Genomic DNA, 22,293 nt, shown 5'->3' on the forward strand with positions numbered 1-22,293 from the left:
GTGTTCGCAGGGGGCTGCTCGCGGCTCACACGGTCTCCCGCACGGACCCGAGCGCGGATCGCAGGGCTGCGACACACTCGGTCAGCGCCCGGCCGGCCAGGAAACCGATGCGACCGCCGAGCAGTTCCTCGTACGAGCCGCTGTCGGTGTCCCAGGTGATGCACAGCTGCAGGAGGCTGCCGCCGTCGGTGGCGGGCGTGACCGTCACTTCGCGGCAGAGGGTGCGCCACAGCCAGCCGGCCTCGGCGCTCAGCCGGACACCCCGGGCGGTGGTCTCCGCACGGTCGGCCCAGACCACGGCATCCGCCCCGAGCCGGCCGGCGAACTCCGCGTCGTACCCCGCCGGACCGGTCTCGGCAGTGGCGAAGGGATCCAGGATGCGGGGCCGCACGTGCAGGAGTTCCAGCACCTCGTGGGCCGGGTGCGGCAGCGACACGGTGCGGATGAGCGGGGACAGTTCGGCGCCGGAGCCGTCGGCACGTCCCTCCCCGACAGCACGTAGATGCGCGTCGGCCTCCGCCAGGAGGGTGTCGAGGACCGACAGGCAGTGACCGAGCTCGTCCGCACTGATGACCATGGGAGGTTGGACCCGCAGCACCCTCGGGTTGTACAGCGAGTACGTGGACGTGATGCCCTCTTCCAGCAGCCGTCCCAGGACGAGACCGGCCACGGCCTGATCGTGGAATTCCAGGCCGTGCATCATGCCCACACCGCGGTGCGCGGCGACCACGCCGGGGTGCCGCTCCGCAGCCGCAGCCAGCCGCTGCCCGATCGTCTTCGCCCTTTCCCGCACTCCGTCGAGGAAAAGGGGGTCCGAGGCGATGGTGACACTCTCCAGGCCTACCCGGCACGACAACGGGTTGCCGCCCAGGCTGGACCCGAACGTCGAGGGCAGCTCCCGCAGCACCCCCCACACCTCCTCGGTGCCCAGCACCGCCGAGACGGGCAGCACACCGCCGCCGAACGCCTTGCCCACGCACACCAGGTCGGGGACGATGCCGAACTGCTCGTGAGCGAAGAAGGTCCCGCACCGTCCGAAGGCCGTCTGCATCTCGTCGAGGATGAGGAGGGCCCCCGCCTCGGTGCACAGCCTGCGCACCTCTTGCAGGTAGCCGGGCGGCGGCACGATCACCCCGGCCTCCGCCTGTACGGGTTCCAGCAGAACCGCGCCGACCGAGTCGTCCAGCGCGGCGGCCAGCTCGGCCGTGTCACCGAAGGCCACCTGCTGGAAGTGCTCCATGAACGGGGCCAGGTGCGCGCGGTGCTCGGGGCGGTTGGAGGCACTGAGGGTGGCGAAGGTCTTGCCGTGGAAGCAGCCGCGGGCACTGATGACACCGGGGCGGCCGGTCGCGGCACGGGCCAGTTTCAGCGCGTTGTCGATCGTCTCCCCGCCGCCGTTGGCCAGGTACGAGTACGGCAGACGCTGCCCGGTGAGCTGCGCGAGCCGCTCGGAGAGCCGTATCTGCACGTCCTCGAACATGATCTTGGTGCTGTTGAGCACCCCGGTGTCGAGCTGTTCCCGTACGGCCGCGACGATACGCGGATGGGAGTAGCCGAAGGACTGGTTGCCGTACTGGTCGAACATCGCGAGGAACGACCGTCCCTCGTCGTCGCTCACGCGGCTCCCCTCGCCCCGGTCCTGGACCTTGCAGCCCATGACGAACGCCATCTTGGCGTAGGTGGGGTGGTTGTGTGCCGCCTTCAGTTCAGCCAGCCGCTGGCGCCGGGTGCGCATGGACGGCCTCCTTCGGATCGGCGGACGCGTAGCTGTCGTAGTCGCCGAAGAAGTACTGCAGCACCCGATTGCCGCGGTGTACGTCATCGCGCGCCGCCCGTGCGGCTTCGAGTACGTCCAGGGCCGCCACCAGGCTGAGCGGCGCACCCCGGAAGCGTTCGTCCGTGTACGGCTCGCCGAGTGCCACGAAGCCGATGTCCTGGTAGAAGCTGCGCAGGCCGCCCGAGTCGTCGACGAAGAAATCACCGATGATGTGCGTCGCCCCGTGCGCGCGGACGCCGTGGACCAGTGCCTGGCGCATGAGCGCCATGCCTATCTCCTGGTGCCGGAGCTTCGGCAGGGTCATCAGGTGGCCGAACTCCACCAGCCGGTTGCCCGGCCGCAGCGGGGAAAGGTCGACGGTGTCGTCGCAGGGCAGCCCCGACGGTGAGTCCGGAATGACCTTGACGGTGCCCACCGGCGCGCCGTCGAGGTAGCCGACGATGTATTCGGCCGTCCCGTCGAAGCGGTCGAAGGTGGCGGCCGTGTCGGCCGTGTCGGCGAGCCGGCCCTGATCCCGTACGTAGACGGCGTCACGCAGCAGGATCACATCGGCTCGCTCGGCGTCCGTCCGGGCTATTCGATAAGCAACATCCACGACCTTCACCCCTTTTCGGATCACTTGCGGAGCAGCTTTGCGAAAAAATCGAGATATCCGCTGTGGAAGTAACGGATCCGATCTCGGACTTCGGCGTGGAGAACGGGCAGTCGTTCGATCGGAAGATTCGGCATCAAGTGGTGTTCGACGTGGTAGTTGTTGCCATTTGTGAACCACATGGTGATCCGGTTGGAACGTATCGTCCGGGTATTGGCGAACGGGTCCTTGTCGAGGGTCTCGCACCGGTAGTGCTCGGGAAGTTCGATCACCGCGTGCGCCGGAGCGGCGACGAGCAGAAGCGGCAGCAGCCACACCCAGAGGATGACGGCGGAACCTGTCCACCAGGTCAGTGCGCCCAGCCCGGCAATGACAACCACCGCAAGAAGGTGGTCCCGCCGGATCCTGCCGGACACCACGGCATTCTCATCGGGGAAATCCCGGCCCAGCAGCGAGCGGCCGAGATTTGCGACGAAGAATGCGTAATGGTGGGCCATGGAGAAACGGACGGCCCAGTCGAAACCGACAGCCAGTCGCGACCGGTCCCCCTTCGCGCCGTACTGGTCGCCGTAGTCGAAGAACTCACGGTTCAGCGGGGTTCCCAGATCGCGGTGGTGGCGCATGTGGGTGGCCCGGTAGGCAGCGAAGGAGATGAGCATCGGCAACCCGAGGACGATGCCGGAGACGGTGTTCGCCCGGCGGTTGCGATAGGCCAGATTGTGCAGCGTCTCGTGCTGGAGCTCCGCGGCGTGTGCGAACATGGCGCCGATCAGGACCACTCCGACGATCCGGCACCAGAGCACGGACTGAAGCGCAAGCGCGACACCCGCGCCGGTGAGGGTGGCGCACAGTGCCAGCTTGAGAGAGAACACCCAGCCCCGGGGCTCGGTGCGCAGGTGTTTCAGCGTTGCTTTGAGATCAGCGGCCTCCTGATGCCGGGACGAACGGGGGACTGCCGTCTCACCTGCGGACGCGTCCACGCTCCTGCCTCCTTTCCGATTACGACGCAAGGTGCGTAACGCCGGGGGCGCGTGCGGGCAGGATGTGTTCGTGACACACCGCCCTCGACCTGGTCTGGACCGGATCTGGTCAGGCCTGGTTCGCCGTTCCGGCTCTGCTCGGGCCGGCGCGTGGTCAACCCGTCGACGCACGGGGCCACTCGGGCCCGGGGCACAGTGAGCGGAGCGGCGTGTGCGGACCGGCCTTCTCGATCGCGTCGAACATCGACAGCAGCCCTGTCAGATGTACCTCGCTCTCCGGTGCGCTGTAGAGGTCGGGGTGGGTGTCGAGAATGATTTCCATGGTCCCGTCGGACGCGATCTGGATCAGGTACACCGTCATGTCGACGGTGAGGGGGATCGAAACCGTGTGCTGGATCGCCGGGACTCCCGCGAAGTCCAGCCGGTGGTCGAACAGCATGACGTTGACCATTGCGGCCCACAACCGTCCGCTGCCGCCCTGTTCGGTGATCTCCCGCGACAGCTCGGCTGTGGGATAGCGTGAGTGCAACAGGAGTTCACGTACTTCGCGCGAGACGCGTTGTGCGTGACCGACCAGGGATGATCCGTCGTCAAAGGGAACCCGTAGCGGCAGGATGTTCATCGCCATGCCGACGGCGTTGCGCACCTGCGGACTCAGCCGGCCGGCTGTCGGGAGCCCGAGGAGCACTTCGGGCGCCCGGGCCGCGCTGCCCACGTACGCGGCCACCGTGCTGATGGCCAGATCGGACCAGGTCACGCCCAGACCGTCCGCAACCTCCCCCAGGCGGGCGACCCGGTCGGGCGTCAGCTCGTGCCGAAGCCGCCGACCTGCGGTGACTTGGGCACGGCGACGGGACGGCCCGATGGGCTCCGGGTGGTTCGCCAGTTTGCTGTGCCAGTGTGCCCGATCTGCGAAAAAACGTTTCCCCTCCCCATACGCGGCCTCGCTCTCCCGCAGTCGCTCGAAGGGCTGCAGCATTCCCTTCTCGTGATTCCGCCCCTCCGACAGGGCGTTGTAGACGACTGCCGTGCGGTTGAAGATCAGCGCGAGGCTCCAGCCGTCGACGACGGCGTGGTGGACCTTCCAGTACAGCAGGAAACGGTCGTCCGCCGTCTTGATGACGGCAGCACCGCACAGCCTCAGCGGATCCACCGGACGGTGGACGTCCTCCGCCATCCACGCCGCAGCCGCCGCAGCGGGATCATTCCGTGCACTCAGGTCGACCCATCGCAAGGGAGTCGGGTCCGGGTGCACGAATTGGCGGTGCTCGCCTTCCACCGTGATGATCCCCAGGCGCAGTGCGTCGGCTTCGCGCTCGACTTGCAGATGTGCGGCACGCAGGAGATCGGGGTTCACTGGGCCGCGGATTTCCAAGTAGTCACAGATGGAGAAGACGGGATTGGTGAGGTCGCCGATCTGCGCATTCCAGGTTCTCGACTGTGCGGTGAGCAGCGGAAAATATTCCCCGTGAGGTGCGTGCACCGTGCGTCCCTTCTCTGATGTGGGACAAGCCGGAAATATTCAGGAGCGGGAGAGGGAAAATTTACTGGATGCACTCTTTTCGGCAGGAGGGGTGACCGGCATGGATGTCACGTCGGTGGCCATGGCTGATTGGCGTGCCGGATAGCGCCGTGGACATTCCGGATATCGATCATCTCGTGGCCCGAAAATGACGTTCATCGGTCGACCTGAGCGACGCTACACACGCAACGAGATGGCCTCAAGCGTCAATAATTAGCTAAGGTTGTTATCGAGACAGGGTGGGATGTGGGCAAATTTGCTCACTGTGCGCTAAGGGGTGCGGAAGATCCGCTGGTCACGGGAACGCCGTTGCTTGATTCGCCAGAGTGGCTGGTGTGGCCCAACCTGCTTCGTGCGGCCGAGGATCGGGACGTCCCGCTCACCCATGGGTAGTTGGCGGTCGGGATGAGACGGCTGGTAGCAGCGGGGCCGGCGGCGTCCGCCGGGGGACTTCGTCGCCAGCTCGCCGGTCGGTGATGAGCTGGCCAGTTCCGTCAAGGCCATCTTGACAGTGGATATGAAGGCGCGGCGCGAGCACGAGTGGGTCGCAGCCAAGAGCGCCTTCTGGGCATGACCGCACTGCTCACGGCCACCTGTTCGAGGCCCCCGAGATGCGGAAGGCGGAGAGGCGGATAGCGTTCATGGGAGGAAATCCGACCCTGGACGTATGGAGGGAATACCCGCTGGAGTTGTTTGAGCGTGCTGTGCGGACGTAGTTGGTTGCCCCGAGTCGGTCGGGGCGGGTAGGAGCCCGGTTCGACGCGTGGCGATCCCGCTGATCAGGAAAGGGAGTTGGTGCGAGCCGTTCCTGCCGCACCACACCGCGCGGTGAGGGTGGCGGGGTACAGGCCGGGCCGGCGGCGGAGTCCGAGGCGCCCGGTCTTCTGGCGGACCGGGGCGAGGAACTGGGTGGCCTGGTCGATCAGCGGCTTCCTGTGCCGGGCGGCAAGAGCCGCCACGACGGGAAGAGGAAGGTTGCGACGCTGGGACCGGGTGACTTCAGCCCGGACAGGAGCCGCGGCAAGGCCAGGACCTTGCCGAGCCGGGCGGCCGGGTTCGGGAGCGCCGTTGCACAGCTCGGGCCTATCAGGCGTCGGCATCCGCAGATGGCCATGGCCCGACGCCGTCGTGCCGTATTTCACCCGATCGGAGTGCTGTCGAGCTCGGCGCCAATCCGTTCGGCGCCGGCTTCGGACCCCTCCCACGGATTGCTGGTCATCGCCCCGTCGAGTATGGAGAGTGTCCCGGTGGCACTGCCGCGCGGCACGCCCAGGGTCTCGGCGTATTCCGCCCAGGTACCGTCAGTGGTCATCCCCATCAGCTTCAGGACGCTGTTCGCCGCAGGTGGCATAGTGTCCGGCTGCCGGCCTGCAGCATGTGGTGGATGAAACGTGCGAGACGGCCGTCGAACCATACCCGCGACAGCAACTGCAGGACCTCCTCGGGGCTGAAGCCGCAGTCCCGTGAAGGGATTCGCAAGCGCCTGGGGTCGCGACTGCTGCCGTCGGCGTGGAAGATCCGGCGTCGCCGGACCAGGGAGCGGGCCGGGGACGCGGAAACCTCCGGGCTTCGCAGCATCTGGCAGGCACGTTTCGGAACTCGCTCATAGGCCGCCCGCACCACTGGCTGAATGCGTTCTCGCAGCGATGCGGCTCGCGAGCGCTGAGGAGGGTGTCGGCGGGACCGTAAAACGTTCGGCTCTGTCTCACATCCGGTGATGATGGCGACGGACAGGCCTTCGGTCACGAAACCACAGGGCTGCGCTCCCGCAGCCGGCCTTCCCGGGATCGGGTCGTGAGGGTCCGACGCGACGAGGCCGGGGAACCGGTGCGATGCTGGCTGCCGCGAAACATCCAGGCCGGAGCGCCGGTCTCACTCCTCGTGGGTAGAGATGCTCAACTTTCACGATCCGTTACCGTCGAATGTGAGACAGAGCCAATCGTTTGACAGACCCGAAGCATGCAAGGCCCCTGGCAGGAAACCCTCACCTGCCAGGAGTCCTGCCGTTCCTGTCCCGGGGTGTTCTCGGCCCGCCGCCGGTCGGCTGCGCGGGCCAGGTGACCGTGGTCCTATGTCAACGGCTGTGGTGAGCGCGGGTGGTGGCGCGGCCCAGGAGGGCGCCCAGGGCGATCATGCCGAGGCCGAGGAAGAAGTGGAGCCAGTTGTCGGCGGTGTTGACGGGGACGAAGTTCGCGGCGCTGTCGCGGTCGATGAACAGTCCGTAGAGCCACAACACGAGGTAGACGGCTCCGCCGGCCAGGAGATAGGTGCGCGCGGTGGAGGCGGTGCGGGACATGGCGATTCCGGCGATGCCGAACAGCAGGTGGACGATGTTGTGCAGGATCGACACCTGGAACACGCCCAGGAGTTTCGCCTCGGAATGGTGCTCGGCGAACTTCATCGTGTCGTAGTCGCTCGTGATGCCCGGAATGAATCCGAGGATGCCCACCAGGAGGAAGACGGCGCCCACCAGCAGTGCGGCCTTCTGCACGGGGCTTTTCGCGGAGGAAGCCGGAGTGTGTGCGGTAGTCATGTGGTAGCGCTTCCCATCATTTAGGGGGATCACCGCCCCGCTCCTGCGGGGCCGGAATGCCGTGTACCCTCTTTATCTCTTCGATATCCCACGCCCGCCACTTGAAGTAGACCGGAATGGAGGACTGTCCTGACAGGCCCGGAGGGGTACCTGCGGCACAGGGGGAGGACCTGCACGCTGATGTGCGGCTGGGCGCCGGGGGCGTTCAGGTGATCCAGTTGTTCACGCATGATGTGGGGGCCGCCGATCACGCGGCGCAGTGCCGCTTCGTCCGGGACGGCGCGCAGGCGCGGCGGGCATGCCGGATCGTGGATCCGTGCTGCCGGCACAGCCGTACTTCGAGCCGCGTGCCGGTCTTTTCTGCGGTGTAGCGAGGGAGTCGTCGCCCCGATGACCGTGTGGGTGTGGGTGTGGGCGAGAGTCTGCGCAGCCCAAGGGGTACGAGAGGCTCGTAGGTTCGCAAGGAGGCGGCATCTGTGTCGAGGGCGGTATAAGCCCTCCGGGGGATGCCGCCATAGGCGCGCCACCAGCCCTGCTGCCCGGATTCCCGGACCATGCGGAACAGGACGTTGATGATCTTCTGGTCCGCCACTCCGGAGGGTGCGCACGTCGCGAGGCTTGACGACGCGGCCTCCGTTCCCCGAGTGACTGATCCTGGGCTGGGAGACCGTGAGGCATTCGGCCATGTGGGCGTTCTCCGGGCCGCCGGCAAGATGAGGCCGGCGCAGCCCGGCCCCGAGGCGGCGCCTGCTGGGGGTGGGGTTGATGTTCGCCGCCACGAGCGGTGTACCTCCGGCTCCCACGCCATCGTGCTGGCCCGTAGATTGTCATGGCACTCACATTGTTGATCAGGCGCCACGCCGTGGGGGAGCAGATCACTGCCGGATTCGCGAAAAGTGATGCCGCAGTATCAATTCGCCGGAGCGGGGAACGGCGGTCCTTCCCAACGGGTACCGTCCGGTCGACGCGGTGGGAGTTGTGAGGGGAAAGGTTGCGATGTTGTCGTCGATCTTGATAGTCCCTGCTGGCCGTCGATGCTCCGTCACAAAACGGCCTGCCAGGTGCAGCACCGGGAGCGGACCTCAACGTTGACAACGAACTGCTCGGGTTCGATGTCGGAGACGCGGCAAGGGAAATTCTGCCGGCTCTGGCAAGTTGTCTTACACCGGTCTTGCCGTGCGGCGAGACGGTAGGACCGTCGGGAGTGTTCAGAATGACGAGGAAGTGGCGAGGGGGCGGCCCTCCAGCTCCTCGCTCGGAAATGTAGATACCCGGCACGGGATCCTGGCAGCCGGCGTGACCTCCATGTCGTGGATCGTCCCGGCCTTGGGCGCTCCTCCCCGGGGGGTGAGTCCGAGGACCTGCCGGCCGGCGGAGGCCGGCTGGCCGCCCACTACGGAATCCCCGTCCCGGCCTTATGGCCGGAGCCGACCGCGTCGTGCACCGCCTGTCCATCCGCCGCCACGCACCCGCGCCCGGCGCCGCCCAGCTGACCACCACTCCCTGGCCCCGGAAGGAGCCCAGCTGCGGGCATCATCGGCAACGGCCTCAAGCAGGCCGCGGGCGCGACGCTCACCTGCCCGATACCCGCTACGGCCGGAGCCCAGGCCCGTTCCTCGTGAAGCGTGCCCCGCACCATCGCCCAGTGCCTGGGCATCTCCCGGCGCGCCGTCGAGCACTCCCTCAGGAGTCAGATCCGCCGGACCCGCCCTGACCTCGTCGGCGAAGTCCGCAAGGACCGGCAGCCCTGAGTCCGTGAACGGGTCTGGCGACAGGCTGCACGTCGGCCACCAGATCGGTTCGCAGGTGAGCGGTGGTTGCCCGGCCGGCCACGCGCCGGGAGGCGATGTCGATGACCGTGGCCGGGGAGAGCCGGCCCTCATCGGCCGGGATGCAGGTGATGTCGCCGCGCCGGCGAGCATCGAGTCCGGTGGGGCCGGGAGGCCCGGACGACGAGGTCGGACACAAGGCCGCCCTGGTATCGGGGGTCGTGGTGACAGGTTGCGGCGTGAAAGAACGACGAGGACGCCGAGGCCTCTTCTTCCCCGTGTTCTCCATGATGGACATCCACCTGGGACTGAACCCCTGATCCCGGAGGTCCGTCAAAGCGGATCAAGCCCTCATGCTCTGTGCGTCGATGAAGTCGTCGCCTCGGAAGCCGGGCGGGGGTCTTGCATGCCTTGTCGAGCCTCGCCGCGCACGTGTGCCGGGTGACGAGATCAAGCCCCTGATCGAAGGCCTGAGCGCGGGAATCGCGTCGAATCCCATGGTGTGAGCGAGACGCGTGACGCCCTCGTTGCCGTCCCCGCCCCGCGCGACGCGGGCGTGCTCTGCACCGCTCGCGCTGACGCCTCCGTTGTTCAGCGGTCGAAGGTGCCGTCCACCGGACCGTCGCGGTTGTTGTTTGGGTATCCGTGACCTCTCCAGTCCGTATAGGCGCGCGGGTTCCGCACCAGTAACTTTTCGCCTGATGGACCATGCGAGCCGGTGCTTCCCACCCGCTCGTCCCCCTACATGGTGTTCGTCGCGGGCGCGCATCTGCTGATGCACGTTCCCGACACATCCCGTTCGAGAGGTTCGGTCATGCGCGCAATGATGAGCAGATTCGCTGCGGCCACCGCCCTGGTGTTCGCCGTAATCACCCTCTGCCCACTCACGGCCAGTGCCAGCGAGAACGTCGGCTCCACTTCTTCGGCTGTCGTCGAAACCGAGCGGGTCCTGACGCCCCCCGCTGACGCCGGAGAGGCCGGGAACGGCGAGCTCGCCGACGGTGTCGCCCCCGCACACAAGAGGGGTGAGCGGGTGCAGGCGACGGCCTGGGGGTACCAGATCATGCCCTCGTGTGCCAATCTCGCGGCCCCCATCCGCCAGGGTGCCGGCTACTGGGAGGGTGCCACCGAAACACCGGGCAGCGGCAAGCCGGTGGAGTGCACCAACGGCTACATCGATTGCTTCGGTGTCAACGCGGTCGGGTGCAACTTCGGTCCGGGGCAGATAATCATGCTTTCCACTCAGGTCCCTGACTTCGCCTTGCTCGCCGCGCACGAATTCGGGCACGAGTGGCACCCGCACTCCGCTGCGGGCTGCATGAACTGGGCGAGCGCCTACGAGGTCATGCGGCCGACGGTCTGCTGACCAGTCACACCGGGGGCCGGGCGCGGAAGTGCCCGGCCCGTTCCGGTGCGTCAGTCCTCGGTCGGTTCACGGGCGCCGCGGTATGAACGTCCGCGCGGCACGTGGTCCGCCAGTTCCTTACGGAAACCGACACCCAGTTTGCGCATCGCCCGTGAGACATGATGCTCCACGGTACGCGGCGACAGGTACAGTGTCGCCGCGATCTGCCGATTGGTCAGGCCGCTGCCCGCGAGTTCCGCCACCTCGGCCTCGCGGGGGGACAACCTCTCCGCGTACGCCGGCCGCCCTCGTGGCCGACGTCCGGCCGGGGGCCGGTGAGCCCGAAGCGCCGACCGGGCGCGGGCGGCGTCCCAGGACGCTCCCAGCTGCTCGAACAGGCCGACAGCAGTAACGAGTTCTGCTGAGGATGCGCCCTTCCCGCTGTCCATCAGCAAGGCGCACCGGCCGGCACCCTCGGCCGTCTGAGCCTGTGCATAGGGGTAGGGAAGTCGTGCGTAAGCCGTGCTGGACGCCCGGAAATGTGCGGACGCCTCTTCCGCCTCTCCGTCCGCCTCAGAGAGAATCGCCCGGCACCACAGCAGAGCCGCGGCTGCGGTGGGCGCGTCCCGCCCCGTCAGCCCGCCGGCGAACTCGGCAGCCAGCTTCCGCGCCGCGTCCTGCCCGCCGGCGCGGATATGGGCCTCCACCGCCCAAGGAGCCAGCTCCGCGCCCCAGACCCACACGCCCTTCCTGCGGAGCCACGCCCAGGCCGATGCCGCAGCTGACGCGGCTGCTTCGGCCTCCTCCTGGAGGAGCAGCAGCCGTATGTGGGTGCCGGCCGCTGTGGCTGCCACGGGGACCTCGCAACCGTCGAAGGAAGGGGGCGCACCGGGGGGGAGCCATGCGCGCGCCGCGGTCCATTCACCCCTGGCCAGGGCCAGCAAGGCCAGCACCGTACGAGCTTCGTTCGCGGTGCCGTCTTCCGCGACCATCGCCGTACACCGTTCCGCGAGTCCTTCCCAGGAACCCGTGAGCCAAGCGTGGTGGAGGGCGGTGCCGTTGCCTACGCGTGCCAGAAACGGCGCGTCATTGCGAGCCGCCAACTGCAGTCCCTCTTCGAGTAGTCGAACGCCCCGTTGATGATGACCGAGGTGCACCGCGCCACTCGCGGTGTTGCACAGCGCCCGTGCCACCTGCTGCCGGCCGAGCAGGGCGGAGTCGTTCCGGGGCAGACGCTCGACCAGCCGCCATGCCCCGGGATCACCGGAGATCGCGGCAAGGGTGGCCCGGCTCGCGATGGCCGCCGTGCGTGCCACCTCGTCCTGGGAGGCGAGAGCTGTCTCCTCCGCCCGTTGCAGCCAGACACGGTTCTCGGAGAGGGAGGACCCTGGGAAGAACGGGTTCGCCAGTGCCACCAGGGCCGCGGTCGCCAGTTCGGGTCGTTCGTGCAACTCATCGACAGCGTGGCGTACCTGCTGCCGTCCTTCGTGGAATCGCCGCTTCTGGTTGTGCAGCAACAGGCCCAACTCGAGACGTATCTCGCCCCTGACCACAGAGGGAAGCGAGGCATCGTCGACGACCCTCTGCAAAATCGTGACGGTCTCCTGCGTGCGCAGGCCGAGGGTGGCTCCCCTGGCCAGGGCGAGCGCCAGCCGCGCGCGCCTCTGCGGTGGACCACCACCTTCGTCCAACGCCTGTTCCAGCAAGGCGACGGCGACCTCGTCCTCGGTGATGGTGCCACCGCTGGCCCCGGCGGCAACGCGTTCCGTGGCGTGCAACCACTCCTCCGTACGGCCACAGCCTCGCCAGTGGCGAGCGACGCGCGCCCACGGAACCGGTTCGCTGGTCATGAGTGTGACCGCCGCCCTGTGGTGCAGGTGCTCGCGGAGTGGCCCGGGCAGGCTCCCGTACACAGCCGACGCCTCCAGGGGTACGGCGAAGCCGTACCGGCTCTCTTGCGTCTCCCGCAGGGCCGACACGGCCAACGCCGCGATGAGTGCCTCCCGTCCGTCCTCCTCCGAGAGCTCGGCGACCGCGGCCAGGTCGGTCGCGCTCGCCGGCCGGCCGAGCACCGCAGCCGCCCGGACGATCGGGCGATACGAGCTGGCCAGCCCCTCCACTTTGGCGAGGACCGACTCGGCCAGCCGGACCGGAACGCCCACCTCGTCCACTTCTCGGAGCGTGAGGTGCCGCCGCCCGCCGCCCGCGTCCTGCAGCATGCCCAGCAGGTCGACAAGCACCTGCGGGACCCCGGCGGAGCGTTGACGCAGCCTGACGGCGAGCTCCGCCGAACAGTGTTCGGCACCCAGCCGCTCCTCTGCGACGGCGCGTACGCCCTCCTCATCCAACGGCCTCAGCCACCACTGTGTCACCGACAGACTCGCCGGGTAGTCCACCGCCCGTCCCAGCGGAAGCCCCGGTCTGACGAGACGCTCGGGCCGGTAGGTCAGCACGGCGGCGAACCGTTCCGCGGGTTCGCGCAATAGCCCCCGCAGTACGTGAAGACAGCTCTCATCCGCATGATGGACGTCTTCGGCCACAAGGAGAACCGGCTGGGCCGACGCGAGCGCCGCAGCCAGGGCCTGGCCGGCGGCCGTCCTCGTCCCAGCGGTTCCTTCCCTACGTGGGACCGGGGCCGCGAGTGTCGTCGGACCTGCCTGAAGCGGTCTCCCGGGTACCGGCCGACCACTGTCCCGGGTGTTCCGGCTCGCCGGATCGGACACGACAAGGGCGCCGGACGCTCGGAAGGAAACGATCAGCTGTACTACGGCCTGTGCCTGCGGCAACCGCGCCAAGCGGTGTGCCAGTCGGCTCTTCCCCATACCGGCGGATCCCGCCACGAGCAACAGGGCGGGGGAGCCGACGCCGGTCAACGCGTTCGCGAACCGTCCTTCCCACGCCCGTTCACACACGACAAGTCGCCCTCCTTGTCACTCCCTGACGCGCCGTGCAGCAAGGGCCCGCCGTCACGGAGCACCGGCAGTCAGGCCTATCACACAGCGGTACGGGCCGACCAGAAGGCTGAAGTCGCGCATATGGCTTCATCGACGAATGATGCCGCGTCCCCCGCGTGACCGGCGCCGGGCGTACGGCGGAGGCATGGGCCGGGCGGCCGGGCCGCTGCGCGTACATCCTCTGCTCCCAGCTGTTGCCGGTGGCGTGCTTCAGCTGGCCCTCGCCGACTCGTCGAAGAATCTGACGATCCGGGGCAGGGCTTGCCGAACCGCTCCGTTGTGGTCGTAGTCGCCGACGTCGGTCAGCCGGCGTGCGGCGCCGTTCCTCGTCAACTGGTCTGCACAGTAAGCCGAATGACTGAAGTCGACGTCCTTGTCGCCCCGGCTGTGGAAGATTTCCACCCGCACGTTCGGCCGCCAGTCGCACGTGTTGTCCATCGGACGCAGCTTGTCCTTCAGGACACCGTCGGGCTTGCGGATCTTGTTCAGGAAGTCCTCGGTGAACAGGTCCTTGGACATCGGCGGGAGTTCACTGACGATCTGCTCAACGGTGTGATGGCCGTCGAAGAGACCCTCCACCTTGCTGTCGTAGGGGGAGCGGAAGACATCGCCGGGTGACGTGTAAAGGCCGTGCATCTTGTTCCAGGCGGTGACGAAGTAGGCGAGGTAGAGGCCGGAGTTGACGATCTTGTCGTCGGCTGCGGTGGCCTCGAAGGCCGAGAGATCGTAGGGGCCGCTGACCGGGGCGAGCGCCCCCGGCCTGAAGTAGCGGTCGGCGCCCTCCTGCTGAAGCGCCCGGCCCACCAGCATGGTCGCGGGGCCGCCCTGCGAGAACCCGCTCACCTGGACCTTCCGCTTCAGCTCCCGGCCGTTCCGGTGGGCGACGGTCCGGGCCGCGCGCAGGCCGTCCACCGAGGCCGCGACGGTGGCCCGGGGGTCACCGTAGGGGTGGAACCCTTCGCCCGAGCCGAGGCCTACGTAGTCGGGCGCCGAAACGGCCCGCCCGGTCGAGGCGAACAGCAGCGCGGCGAGCCGGTCGTTCGACTTCGGGTTCTCCGAGGCGACGTCCTTGCGATAGACGGTGGTGCCGTGCAGCCAGGAGACGGTGGACAGGTGGCGCGCCCCGTTCTTGGGCAGGACGACCAGCTGGCTCGCGGTCGTGGGGGCGCCCGCGCTGTCAGTGGTGCGGTAGACGACCCGATAGGCGGTCACGTCATGGCGGACCTGGGACGAGTCGATCTTTCCCCGGAGTTCCCCGGCCACTTCCTCCGCTGTAAGGTCGGCCACTTGCTCGACGGAGACGACGGCCCCGCCTCGCGCACGCTCACCGTGGGAGCCGGCCGCCGCCGAGACCGGAGCCACCAGGGCGGACACACTGCCGAGGACCGCCGCACCAGCCGTAATCCGGATACTTGTTCGCCGTAAAGTCATGGAGAGATCATGCCTGTCGGCTGCTCCGCTGGGACATGGAGCGACCCCCCGGACCGCAAAGGGGGAAAACCCCCTCGGGGCCCGTAGGGGGGCGGCTGCCCTGGCCCTCCGGGCCAGGGACCGTACATCGTTCGGTGTACCTCCTGATCATGGAGGATGCACCGATGACCGATGAGCACGTGACCGTCGGGCTGTTGGAGCCGCAGCCGGCGAAGGCGGTGGACGACCGGCTGAACGATGAGCTGGTGTCCCGGGCCCGGGCCGGGGGACTGCAGTCGGGCGCCGCCGCTGAGCCACCGCCCCGCGCCTCGCGTGGTCAGGGGAGAAGCGCCACGCCTGCGTAGATACCGCTCTCCTCCGGCGCGGGCGCGCCGGCGAAGGAGTCTGCCGACCGCTCGGCGAGGGTCACCCGACACCCCGGTGCAGGATCCGGGGCGGACGGTAGGCCCACTCCCGGTCGGCGTCGGTGATCCCGCGTATGACCCGCGCCGGTGTCCCGGCGGCCACCACCATAGGCGGTACGTGCGCCGTCACCACGCTGCCCGCGCCGACCACCGAGCCCCGGCCGATGGTGACCCCCGGCATGATCAGCGCGCCGGCCCCGATCCACACGTCGTCCTCGATGCGCACCGGTGCCGAGAACTGCGTACCGTCTCTGCGCAGGTCGGGATGGACCGGGTGCCCGGTGGTGCTGATGGTCACGTGCGGGGCGAACATCACCCGGTCCCCGACGAAGACCTCGACGTCGTCGACGAGGGTGAGGCCGAAGTTGACGTACACGCCGTCGCTCAGGTGTACACGGTTGCCGTAGGCCACCTGCAGCGGCGGCTCGATCCACACCCCCGTGCCCAGTGAAGCGAGCATCTCCTTCAGGATCGTCCGGCGGCCCTCCTCGTCCCGGGCACCGGTCCGGTTGTAGGCGTCTGCCAGTTCCTTGCCCCGAAGCCGCTCCTCCGCAAGGCCCTCCATGCCCGGCACGCCGTCCGAGTACAGTTCCTGCGCCGCCATCCTGCGGCGGACCTCGGTCTTGCGCGGGTCGGTCGTCATGTGGCCTCCTTCAGCCCTCGCGTGCGTGGGGCCCCGTTCGCACCGCTCGGAGGGGGCGGTGCGAACGGGGCCGTGGGAGTCGTGACGGATGTCAGCCGGTGCTCGTGGCGGACACGTCCGTCACCGTCCAGCGCTGATCGGCACCGGAGTCGGGCTGCCGCGTCGTGACGGCCGCGCCCTCGTGGGTCGCCTGGCCACCCACCTCGAGCAGGCGCCCGGTGGCCGCGCTGACGAGGGTCCAGGTGCCGTCACCGGTGGTCGACATGATCCGCTCGGTGGCCTTGTCACGCACGCCGGTGTCGGGTTCGGCCACCGGTACGTCGTCGCGTACGGCCAGCCGCGTGCCGTCCTCGGGGTGCGCGAAGACGTAGCGCTCGCGGACGCCGCTGTCGTGGCGCACCGTGCTGAGCCGCCACCGCCGGGCGTTCGTGCCGGCCTCGGTGCCGAGGACCAGGCCGGTACCGCCCGCCGCGACGGTGACGGCCTTGCCGCTCTGCACGCCGGTCAGCGTGTAGGTGTGGCCCTTGCGCAGCGGGGCGGCGTCCTCCGCGACGCCGGAGACGCCCGTGACCTCGAAGGAGGTCACGGACTGCGCGGGCACGGCCGAGACGCCGGCCTCGGCCTTCTTCAGCGCGGGGGCCAGGGCCCGGAGGATCTGGCGCTGGAGCTCGGGGCCCATGCGGGCCCCTTCCTGTCGGCCGCCGACGGGTTCGCCGTCCGCGCCCAGCTGCGTACCCCACCACGGGGTGTTCGGCCCGTTGAACGGGTCGACGGTCTCGACCTCGATGCCCTCGGCCGGAGCCGGCGCGCTCAGCCGGTGGGCGTGCGCAGGACGGCGACGCCCCGGGGCGCGAGGACGACGGCGCCGTCGGCGTCGGTGCTGCCCACCAGGGCCTCTCCGGTGACGCCTGGGACGGTCACGCTCTCCTCTGTCCGGTTGACCAGGAACAGGAACCGTCCGCCGGGACCGCGGCGCACGGTGGCCTCGACCGATCCCCGTGCTCCGGCGGGCAGTTCACTCACCACGCCGGCCGGCTCCAGTAGCCGCGGCAGCAGTGAGGCGAGCCCGTCGACGCCGAGGCGAGTGGAGACGTAGGCGGCCGAACCCCCATCCGTCGTACGCCGGGTGATGGCCGGGCGGCCCGCGTACGTACCGGTGCGGTAGTGGGCCAGAACCTCCGTTTGAGGCGCGCTGACGGTGATGTGGTCGGTCCACAGGCCGCCGGTGCTCGCGTCGTCCAGCTCCACGGTCTGCCCGGCGGGCAGCGGGCCGAACTCCTCGACGCGGATGCCGAGCAGGCCCCGCAGGGCGCCCGGGTAACCGCCGAGCCAGACGTGGTCGTTCTCGTCGACGACACCGGAGAAGTACGTGGTGACCAGGTGCCCGCCCTGCTCGGCGTACCGGGTGAGGTCCTTGGCCAGCCCGGCCGGGATCAGGTGCAGTACGGGCGCGATCAGCACGCGGTGGCGGCTCAGATCCGCGTCGGTGGTGACGACGTCGGCGCGGATGCCGAGGGAGAGGAGCGCGGAATACCAGTCGAGCGCCTCCTGGTGGTAGTCGAGCAGCGAGGTGGGGTGCGAGTCCTGCTCGCTCGCCCACCACGACTCCCAGTCGAAGAGGATGCCGACCTCGGCGGGCTCCCGTTCGGACCCGGCGACCGGCGCCAGCGTCTTCAGCGTGTCGCCGAGCGCGGTGACCGCGCGGAACAGGTCGCTGTCGGCACCTGCGTGCGGGACCATCGCCGAGTGGTACTTCTCGGCGCCGGCCGCCGACTGGCGCCACTGGAAGAAGCAGACCGCGTCGGCGCCGTGCGCCACGTGCGTCAGCGAGTCCCGGGCCAGCTCACCGGGCCGCTTGGCCAGGTTCACCGGCTGCCAGTTCACGGCGCTGGTGGAGTGCTCCATCAGGAACCAGGGCCGGCCGCCGGCGATGCCGCTGGTGAGGTTCGCCGAGAACGACAGCTCGTCGCGGTCCTGAGGGCTGGGCACGACATAGTGGTCGTTGGCGACGAAGTCGACCTCCTGCGCCCAGTCCGCGTAGTTCATGCCCTTGGTCCCGGGCATCACCATGAAGTTGGTGGTGACGGGGACGTCGGGCGTGACCTCCCGCAGGACCGCCCGCTCGGCGCGCAGGTAGTCCTTGAGCGCGTCCGACGAGAAGCGCTTGAAGTCCAGCTGCTGGGTAGGGTTCGGATGGGAGGCGGCCAGCCGCGGTGGAAGGATCTGCTCCCAGTCGCTGTAGCGCTGTGACCAGAACGCTGTACCCCAGGCGTGGTTGAGGGCGTCCAGCGTGGTGTACCGGGTGCGCAGCCAGTCGCGGAAGGCGTGGGCCGCGTCGTCCGAGTAGTCGTAGACGTTGTGGCAGCCCAGCTCGTTGCTGACGTGCCAGGCGACCAGGGCCGGGTGCTCGGCGTAGCGGGTCGCCATCTCCCGGACCAGGCGCAGGGCGTGCTCGCGGAAGACGGGCGAGGTCGGGCGCCAGTGCTGGCGCGCACCCGGCGACAGCGTCTCGCCCCGGTCGGTCACCGGGAGGATCTCCGGGTGCGCGGTGGACAGCCAGGGAGGCGGGGAGGCTGTGGCGGTGGCCAGGTCGACGCCGACGCCGTTCTCGTACAGCAGGTCCATGATCTCGTCGAGCCAGGCGAAGTCCCAGGCATGAGGGCCGGGCTGGAGGCTGGCCCAGGAGAAGATGGCCAGCGACACGATGTTGACCCCGGCCTCGCGCATCAGCCGTACGTCCTCCTCCCACACCTCCCGGGGCCACTGCTCGGGGTTGTAGTCGGCGCCGAAGGCGAGGCGGGCGGCGGGTGCACCGTCCGGCCCGCTCTGCAGGCGGGACAGGAGGGTGGAGATCATGGCGGTCCTTCCGGTGTGGTGCGTGCGGCGCGGGGGCGGCGGGGCGTGAGGCGCGCCGCCGCCCCCACGGGCCGCCGCATCGTGTGCTACTTCTCGACGGTGAAGCCCTGCTCGGTGCCGTACTCGACGGAGGCCTCCTGCCAGGACTTCAGGCCCTCGGCCAGCGTGGTGCCGGACACGTAGGCCTTGCCCACGGTGTCGTTGAAGACCGAGTTCGCGTACACCTGGTAGGGCAGATACGACCAGTCGCCGGCGACGTTCGCGGCCGACTCGGCGAAGATCTCGTTGGCCTTCTGGCCGCCGAAGTAGGGGAACGCCGTGTCCTGGAACTTCGTGGACCGCAGATCCGCGGTGGTCGCGGGGAAGGCGCCGTTCCCCAGGCGGGTCTGCACGCCCTCGCCCGCGTTGGCGTACTCGACGAACGCGTACGCCAGCGCCTCGTTCCTGCCGAGCTCCGGCAGGGCCAGTGCGCTGCCGCCGTTCTCCGCACCGGCCTTGCCGCCCGCGGTCCACTGCGGCAGCGGGGCGACGCGCCAGTCACCGGCGGCGTCCTTCACACCGGAGGCGAGGTTGGCGGGCATCCACGCGCCGGCGGCGAGAGTCGCGATGGTGCCGTCGCCGAGACCCTTGTACCACTCGTCGGTCCAGTTGGTGGCGGGGGCGAGCAGCTTCTCGTCGATGAGCTTCTGCCAGGTGTCGGTGAACGTCGTGGCACCCTGGTCGGAGAAGTCGACCTTCACCCTGGTGCCGTTCACCGTGTAGGGGCGCGAACCGGCCTGCCAGAGCATGCTGGTGGCGAACCCGGCGTCGCCGGCGTCGGCGGTGATGTACGCCTTCGGGTCGGCCTTGCGCAGGTCGCGGGCGGCGTCCAGGTACTCGGCCCAGGTGGTGGGCACCTCGATGTCGTACTTGTCGAAGACCTTCTTGTTGTAGAACAGCGCCATCGGACCGGAGTCCATCGGCAGCGCGTAGACGCTGTCCGAGCCGGCTTTCACGCCGTTCCACGGGCCGGGGGAGAACGTGCCGGAAAGCTTGTCGGCACCGAAGGCCTCGAGATCGGTGAGCTGCTTGGTCAGGGCGTACTGACCCATCGCGTAGTACTCGATCTGGGCGACGTCCGGGACGCCCTTCTTCGCCGATATGGCGTTCTGCAACGCCGTGTACTGGTCGTTGTTGGTGCCCGCGTTGACGAGGTTGACCTTGACGCCGGGGTGTTCCTTCTCGAAGTCGGCGGCCACCTGTTTGAGCGTGGGTTCCCATGCCCAGACCGTGAGGGTGCCGCCCTCCTCGAGGGCCGCCCGGATGTCGGCCTCGGAGACCGCCTTCTGGCTCGACCCCCCGTCGTCGGAGTCGCCGCAGGCCGTCGCCCCCAGGGCGAGGGCGCAGACGAGGCCTATGCCGCGCAGTAGGCGGCGAGAGTGCTTGGGCATGGGATTGCTTCCACTTCTTCGTGGCCGGAACCGGCACCGTTGAGGGTCGGAGGGGCGTTGGGGCGGGGAGAGAGGGCTGCTCGGGGCTACTCCTTGAGGCTTCCGGCGGCGAGTCCGGACTGCCAGTACTTCTGGAGCAGCAGGAACGCGGCGATCAGCGGCAGGATGGTGATGAGCGACCCGGTGACGACCAGGTTGAAGACGGCCTCACCGCCCGCGGTCGCGGCCTGGGCGTTCCAGCTGTTCAGGCCCAGGGTCAGCGGATACCAGTCGGGGTCCTTGAGCATGACCAGCGGCAGGAAGAAATTGTTCCAGGTCGCGACCATGGTGAACAGCAGGACGGTGACGATGCCGGGCGCCAGCAGCGGCAGGGCGACCTGGAAGAAGGTGCGCACCTCACCGGCCCCGTCGATGCGGGCGGCCTCCATCAGCTCGGCCGGGACGGCCTGGCCGGCGAACACCCACATCAGATACAGGCCGAACGGCGAGATCAAGGACGGGATGACCACCGACCAGGGTGTGTCGGTGAGCCCCATCTCGCTGAACATCAGGAAGGTCGGCACCGCCAGCGCCGTACCCGGCACGGCCACCGCGCCGATGACGACGGCGAAGACGGCACGCCGGCCGGGGAAGTCGAACTTGGCGAGCGCGTACCCGCCGAGCACGGCGAGGAAGGTGGCCCCGCCCGCGCCCAGTCCCACGTACAGCAGGGTGTTCAGCAGCCAGCGGGTGAAGACGCCGCCGTCGTAGGTGAACGTCTGACTGATGTTGTCCCACAGCGCGAAGTCGCCGTCGAACCAGAGGCCGAAGGAACGGGACAGCCCTTCCTGCGTCTTGGTGGCGCTGATGGCCAGCCAGATCAGCGGCACCAGGCTGTACAGCAGCACCAGCCCGGTGAGCACGGTCAGCAGCACACTGCGCCGGGGCTTGCCGGGGGAATGCCGGCGCCGGGACGTACGCAGCCGGGGGACGGAGCCCGAGGTGCGGGACGGTGCGGTCGTGGAACGGTCGGAGGCGGTGACGACAGGACTGGTCATCGCTGTTTCACACTCCTTTGCGCATGCCGCGCAGCTGGACGACGTAGGCGATGACCATGGTGATCAGCCCCATGACGATGGCGACCGTCGCGGAGTAGTTGTGCTGTTGGCCGTTGAAGGAGAGCGAGTACGTGTAGTAGTTCGGCGTGTAGTCGGTCGTGATGGCGTTGGGCGCCAGCGGCTGCAGGATGCTGGGCTCGTTGAAGAGCTGGAAGCTGCCGATGATCGAGAAGATCGTCGCGATCACCAGGGCGCCGCGGACGGCGGGGAGCTTGATGGCGGTGATCACCCGGATCTGGCCCGCACCGTCGATCTGGGCCGCCTCGTACAGCGAGTTCGGGACGACGCGCAGCGCCGAGTAGAAGATCAGCATGTTGTAGCCGACGAACTCCCAGGTCACGATGTTGCCGATGGAGGCCAGCACCAGGCCGGGGGAGAGCGGGTCGGGCAGGGACACGCCCAGCGCGCTGTTGATGTCACCGAGCAGGCCGAACCGGGTGCCGTACATGAAGCCCCACATCAGGGTCGCCACCACGGCGGGCACTGCGTACGGCAGGAAGACCGAGATGCGGAAGAAGTCCCGGCCGTAGAGGCGTCCGCTGTCCAGCGCCAGCGCCACCAGGAGCGCGATGCCGAGCATGATCGGCACCTGCACGGCGAGGAAGAGCGAGACCCGGCCGAGCGAGGCCCAGAACTGTTCGTCCTGCAGTGCCTGGCTGTAGTTGTCGAGACCGACGAAGGTGGTCCCGCCGACGAGCTGGTCGCGGAAGAGGCTGAGGTGGACCGAGTAGGCGAGCGGCGCGAGGAACACCAGGGCGAACACGGCCGCGAAGGGACCGAGGAAGCCCCACCCCGTCCAGGAGCGGCGCCCCCGCCTTGCCGGAGGTGGGGACGGCCGCGGTTCGGCGGCGGCCGGCGGTTGCAGCGTCGTCATGTCGTTCCTCGCTCGTCCACGTCCTGGAGCCTCATCATGTTTGCGTAAACATCGAGCGGTGCGGAAGCGCGGTGCCACTGATCGAG

General features: G+C 68.7%; 19 protein-coding genes. 3 read left to right on the forward strand and 16 right to left on the reverse strand.

Going from position 1 to position 22,293, the window contains the following annotated elements; translation table 11 throughout:
- Positions 1-25: 25 nt before the first annotated feature.
- The 8 genes from ACF1FZ_RS31345 to ACF1FZ_RS31380 form a co-directional block, all read right to left on the reverse strand.
- A complete protein-coding gene (locus ACF1FZ_RS31345; RefSeq protein ID WP_391776763.1) occupies positions 26-1,735 on the reverse strand; it encodes an aspartate aminotransferase family protein in 1,710 nt (569 codons plus the stop codon).
- Entirely contained in the window at positions 1,707-2,372 is a 666-nt protein-coding gene (locus ACF1FZ_RS31350; protein ID WP_391776764.1) for a GNAT family N-acetyltransferase, read from the reverse strand. The genes ACF1FZ_RS31345 and ACF1FZ_RS31350 overlap by 29 nt, the downstream gene beginning before the upstream one ends.
- A 20-nt stretch (positions 2,373-2,392) precedes the next feature.
- On the reverse strand, positions 2,393-3,349 hold the full coding sequence (locus ACF1FZ_RS31355; RefSeq protein ID WP_391776765.1) for a fatty acid desaturase family protein: 957 nt from the start codon (positions 3,347-3,349) through the stop codon (positions 2,393-2,395).
- A gap of 154 nt (positions 3,350-3,503) precedes the next feature.
- On the reverse strand, positions 3,504-4,832 hold the full coding sequence (locus ACF1FZ_RS31360; RefSeq protein WP_391776766.1) for a condensation domain-containing protein: 1,329 nt from the start codon (positions 4,830-4,832) through the stop codon (positions 3,504-3,506).
- 818 nt (positions 4,833-5,650) lie between these two features.
- Positions 5,651-5,830: a hypothetical protein gene (locus tag ACF1FZ_RS31365; RefSeq protein ID WP_391776767.1), complete on the reverse strand. Its 180-nt coding sequence runs from the start codon at positions 5,828-5,830 to the stop codon at positions 5,651-5,653.
- 179 nt (positions 5,831-6,009) lie between these two features.
- Positions 6,010-6,183: a hypothetical protein gene (locus tag ACF1FZ_RS31370; RefSeq protein WP_391776768.1), complete on the reverse strand. Its 174-nt coding sequence runs from the start codon at positions 6,181-6,183 to the stop codon at positions 6,010-6,012.
- Between the two features lie 762 nt (positions 6,184-6,945).
- Positions 6,946-7,404 carry a DUF4383 domain-containing protein gene (locus ACF1FZ_RS31375; protein ID WP_391776769.1) on the reverse strand — a complete coding sequence of 153 codons (459 nt, stop codon included), beginning with the start codon at positions 7,402-7,404 and terminating at the stop codon, positions 6,946-6,948.
- 29 nt (positions 7,405-7,433) lie between these two features.
- Entirely contained in the window at positions 7,434-8,090 is a 657-nt protein-coding gene (locus ACF1FZ_RS31380) for a Scr1 family TA system antitoxin-like transcriptional regulator (protein WP_391776794.1), read from the reverse strand.
- A 939-nt stretch (positions 8,091-9,029) separates the two neighbouring features.
- On the opposite strand from ACF1FZ_RS31380, the gene ACF1FZ_RS31385 reads away from it, so the two are divergent.
- On the forward strand, positions 9,030-9,155 hold the full coding sequence (locus tag ACF1FZ_RS31385) for a hypothetical protein (protein ID WP_391776770.1): 126 nt from the start codon (positions 9,030-9,032) through the stop codon (positions 9,153-9,155).
- 832 nt (positions 9,156-9,987) lie between these two features.
- Positions 9,988-10,539 carry a hypothetical protein gene (locus tag ACF1FZ_RS31390; protein WP_391776771.1) on the forward strand — a complete coding sequence of 184 codons (552 nt, stop codon included), beginning with the start codon at positions 9,988-9,990 and terminating at the stop codon, positions 10,537-10,539.
- 50 nt (positions 10,540-10,589) lie between these two features.
- On the opposite strand, the gene ACF1FZ_RS31395 is transcribed toward ACF1FZ_RS31390, so the two are convergent.
- Together ACF1FZ_RS31395 and ACF1FZ_RS31400 are read right to left on the reverse strand one after the other, a co-directional pair.
- Complete coding sequence (locus ACF1FZ_RS31395) at positions 10,590-13,430, reverse strand: LuxR C-terminal-related transcriptional regulator (RefSeq protein WP_391776772.1); 2,841 nt, start codon at positions 13,428-13,430, stop codon at positions 10,590-10,592.
- A gap of 252 nt (positions 13,431-13,682) precedes the next feature.
- Positions 13,683-14,903: a lipase family protein gene (locus ACF1FZ_RS31400; protein WP_391776773.1), complete on the reverse strand. Its 1,221-nt coding sequence runs from the start codon at positions 14,901-14,903 to the stop codon at positions 13,683-13,685.
- A gap of 164 nt (positions 14,904-15,067) precedes the next feature.
- Here ACF1FZ_RS31400 and ACF1FZ_RS31405 point away from each other — a divergent pair, with 164 nt between their 5' ends.
- Positions 15,068-15,247, forward strand: a complete 180-nt coding sequence (locus ACF1FZ_RS31405; protein ID WP_391776774.1) for a hypothetical protein — start codon at positions 15,068-15,070, stop codon at positions 15,245-15,247.
- A 61-nt stretch (positions 15,248-15,308) separates the two neighbouring features.
- Here the strand turns inward: ACF1FZ_RS31405 and ACF1FZ_RS31410 are convergent, their stop codons facing one another.
- From ACF1FZ_RS31410 to ACF1FZ_RS31435, 6 genes are all read right to left on the reverse strand, one after another.
- Entirely contained in the window at positions 15,309-15,950 is a 642-nt protein-coding gene (locus ACF1FZ_RS31410; RefSeq protein ID WP_391776775.1) for a sugar O-acetyltransferase, read from the reverse strand.
- A gap of 91 nt (positions 15,951-16,041) precedes the next feature.
- Positions 16,042-16,629 carry an RICIN domain-containing protein gene (locus ACF1FZ_RS31415; protein ID WP_391776776.1) on the reverse strand — a complete coding sequence of 196 codons (588 nt, stop codon included), beginning with the start codon at positions 16,627-16,629 and terminating at the stop codon, positions 16,042-16,044.
- A 131-nt stretch (positions 16,630-16,760) separates the two neighbouring features.
- On the reverse strand, positions 16,761-18,806 hold the full coding sequence (locus ACF1FZ_RS31420; RefSeq protein WP_391776777.1) for a beta-galactosidase: 2,046 nt from the start codon (positions 18,804-18,806) through the stop codon (positions 16,761-16,763).
- A gap of 86 nt (positions 18,807-18,892) precedes the next feature.
- Complete coding sequence (locus ACF1FZ_RS31425) at positions 18,893-20,236, reverse strand: ABC transporter substrate-binding protein (protein WP_391776778.1); 1,344 nt, start codon at positions 20,234-20,236, stop codon at positions 18,893-18,895.
- A gap of 86 nt (positions 20,237-20,322) precedes the next feature.
- Positions 20,323-21,273: a carbohydrate ABC transporter permease gene (locus tag ACF1FZ_RS31430; protein WP_391776779.1), complete on the reverse strand. Its 951-nt coding sequence runs from the start codon at positions 21,271-21,273 to the stop codon at positions 20,323-20,325.
- Between the two features lie 7 nt (positions 21,274-21,280).
- The gene (locus tag ACF1FZ_RS31435) at positions 21,281-22,207 is read right to left on the reverse strand and encodes a carbohydrate ABC transporter permease (protein ID WP_391776780.1); all 927 of its coding nucleotides are present in this window, start codon (positions 22,205-22,207) and stop codon (positions 21,281-21,283) included.
- Between the last annotated feature and the right edge of the window lie 86 nt (positions 22,208-22,293).

This window comes from Streptomyces sp. NPDC014623 (assembly GCF_043088245.1).
Taxonomy (GTDB): Bacteria; Actinomycetota; Actinomycetes; order Streptomycetales; family Streptomycetaceae; genus Streptomyces.

Excerpts from the sequence above, each read along its gene's own strand:
- ACF1FZ_RS31345 (WP_391776763.1), bottom strand. The coding sequence starts at position 1,735 with ATGCGCACCCGGCGCCAGCGGCTGGCTGAACTGAAGGCGGCACACAAC.
- ACF1FZ_RS31370 (WP_391776768.1), bottom strand. The coding sequence starts at position 6,183 with ATGACCACTGACGGTACCTGGGCGGAATACGCCGAGACCCTGGGCGTG.
- ACF1FZ_RS31375 (WP_391776769.1), bottom strand. The coding sequence starts at position 7,404 with ATGACTACCGCACACACTCCGGCTTCCTCCGCGAAAAGCCCCGTGCAG.
- ACF1FZ_RS31380 (WP_391776794.1), bottom strand. The coding sequence starts at position 8,090 with ATGGCCGAATGCCTCACGGTCTCCCAGCCCAGGATCAGTCACTCGGGG.
- ACF1FZ_RS31390 (WP_391776771.1), top strand. The coding sequence starts at position 9,988 with ATGCGCGCAATGATGAGCAGATTCGCTGCGGCCACCGCCCTGGTGTTC.
- ACF1FZ_RS31400 (WP_391776773.1), bottom strand. The coding sequence starts at position 14,903 with ATGACTTTACGGCGAACAAGTATCCGGATTACGGCTGGTGCGGCGGTC.
- ACF1FZ_RS31405 (WP_391776774.1), top strand. The coding sequence starts at position 15,068 with ATGACCGATGAGCACGTGACCGTCGGGCTGTTGGAGCCGCAGCCGGCG.
- ACF1FZ_RS31410 (WP_391776775.1), bottom strand. The coding sequence starts at position 15,950 with ATGACGACCGACCCGCGCAAGACCGAGGTCCGCCGCAGGATGGCGGCG.
- ACF1FZ_RS31415 (WP_391776776.1), bottom strand. The coding sequence starts at position 16,629 with ATGGGCCCCGAGCTCCAGCGCCAGATCCTCCGGGCCCTGGCCCCCGCG.
- ACF1FZ_RS31420 (WP_391776777.1), bottom strand. The coding sequence starts at position 18,806 with ATGATCTCCACCCTCCTGTCCCGCCTGCAGAGCGGGCCGGACGGTGCA.
- ACF1FZ_RS31425 (WP_391776778.1), bottom strand. The coding sequence starts at position 20,236 with ATGCCCAAGCACTCTCGCCGCCTACTGCGCGGCATAGGCCTCGTCTGC.
- ACF1FZ_RS31430 (WP_391776779.1), bottom strand. The coding sequence starts at position 21,273 with ATGACCAGTCCTGTCGTCACCGCCTCCGACCGTTCCACGACCGCACCG.
- ACF1FZ_RS31435 (WP_391776780.1), bottom strand. The coding sequence starts at position 22,207 with ATGACGACGCTGCAACCGCCGGCCGCCGCCGAACCGCGGCCGTCCCCA.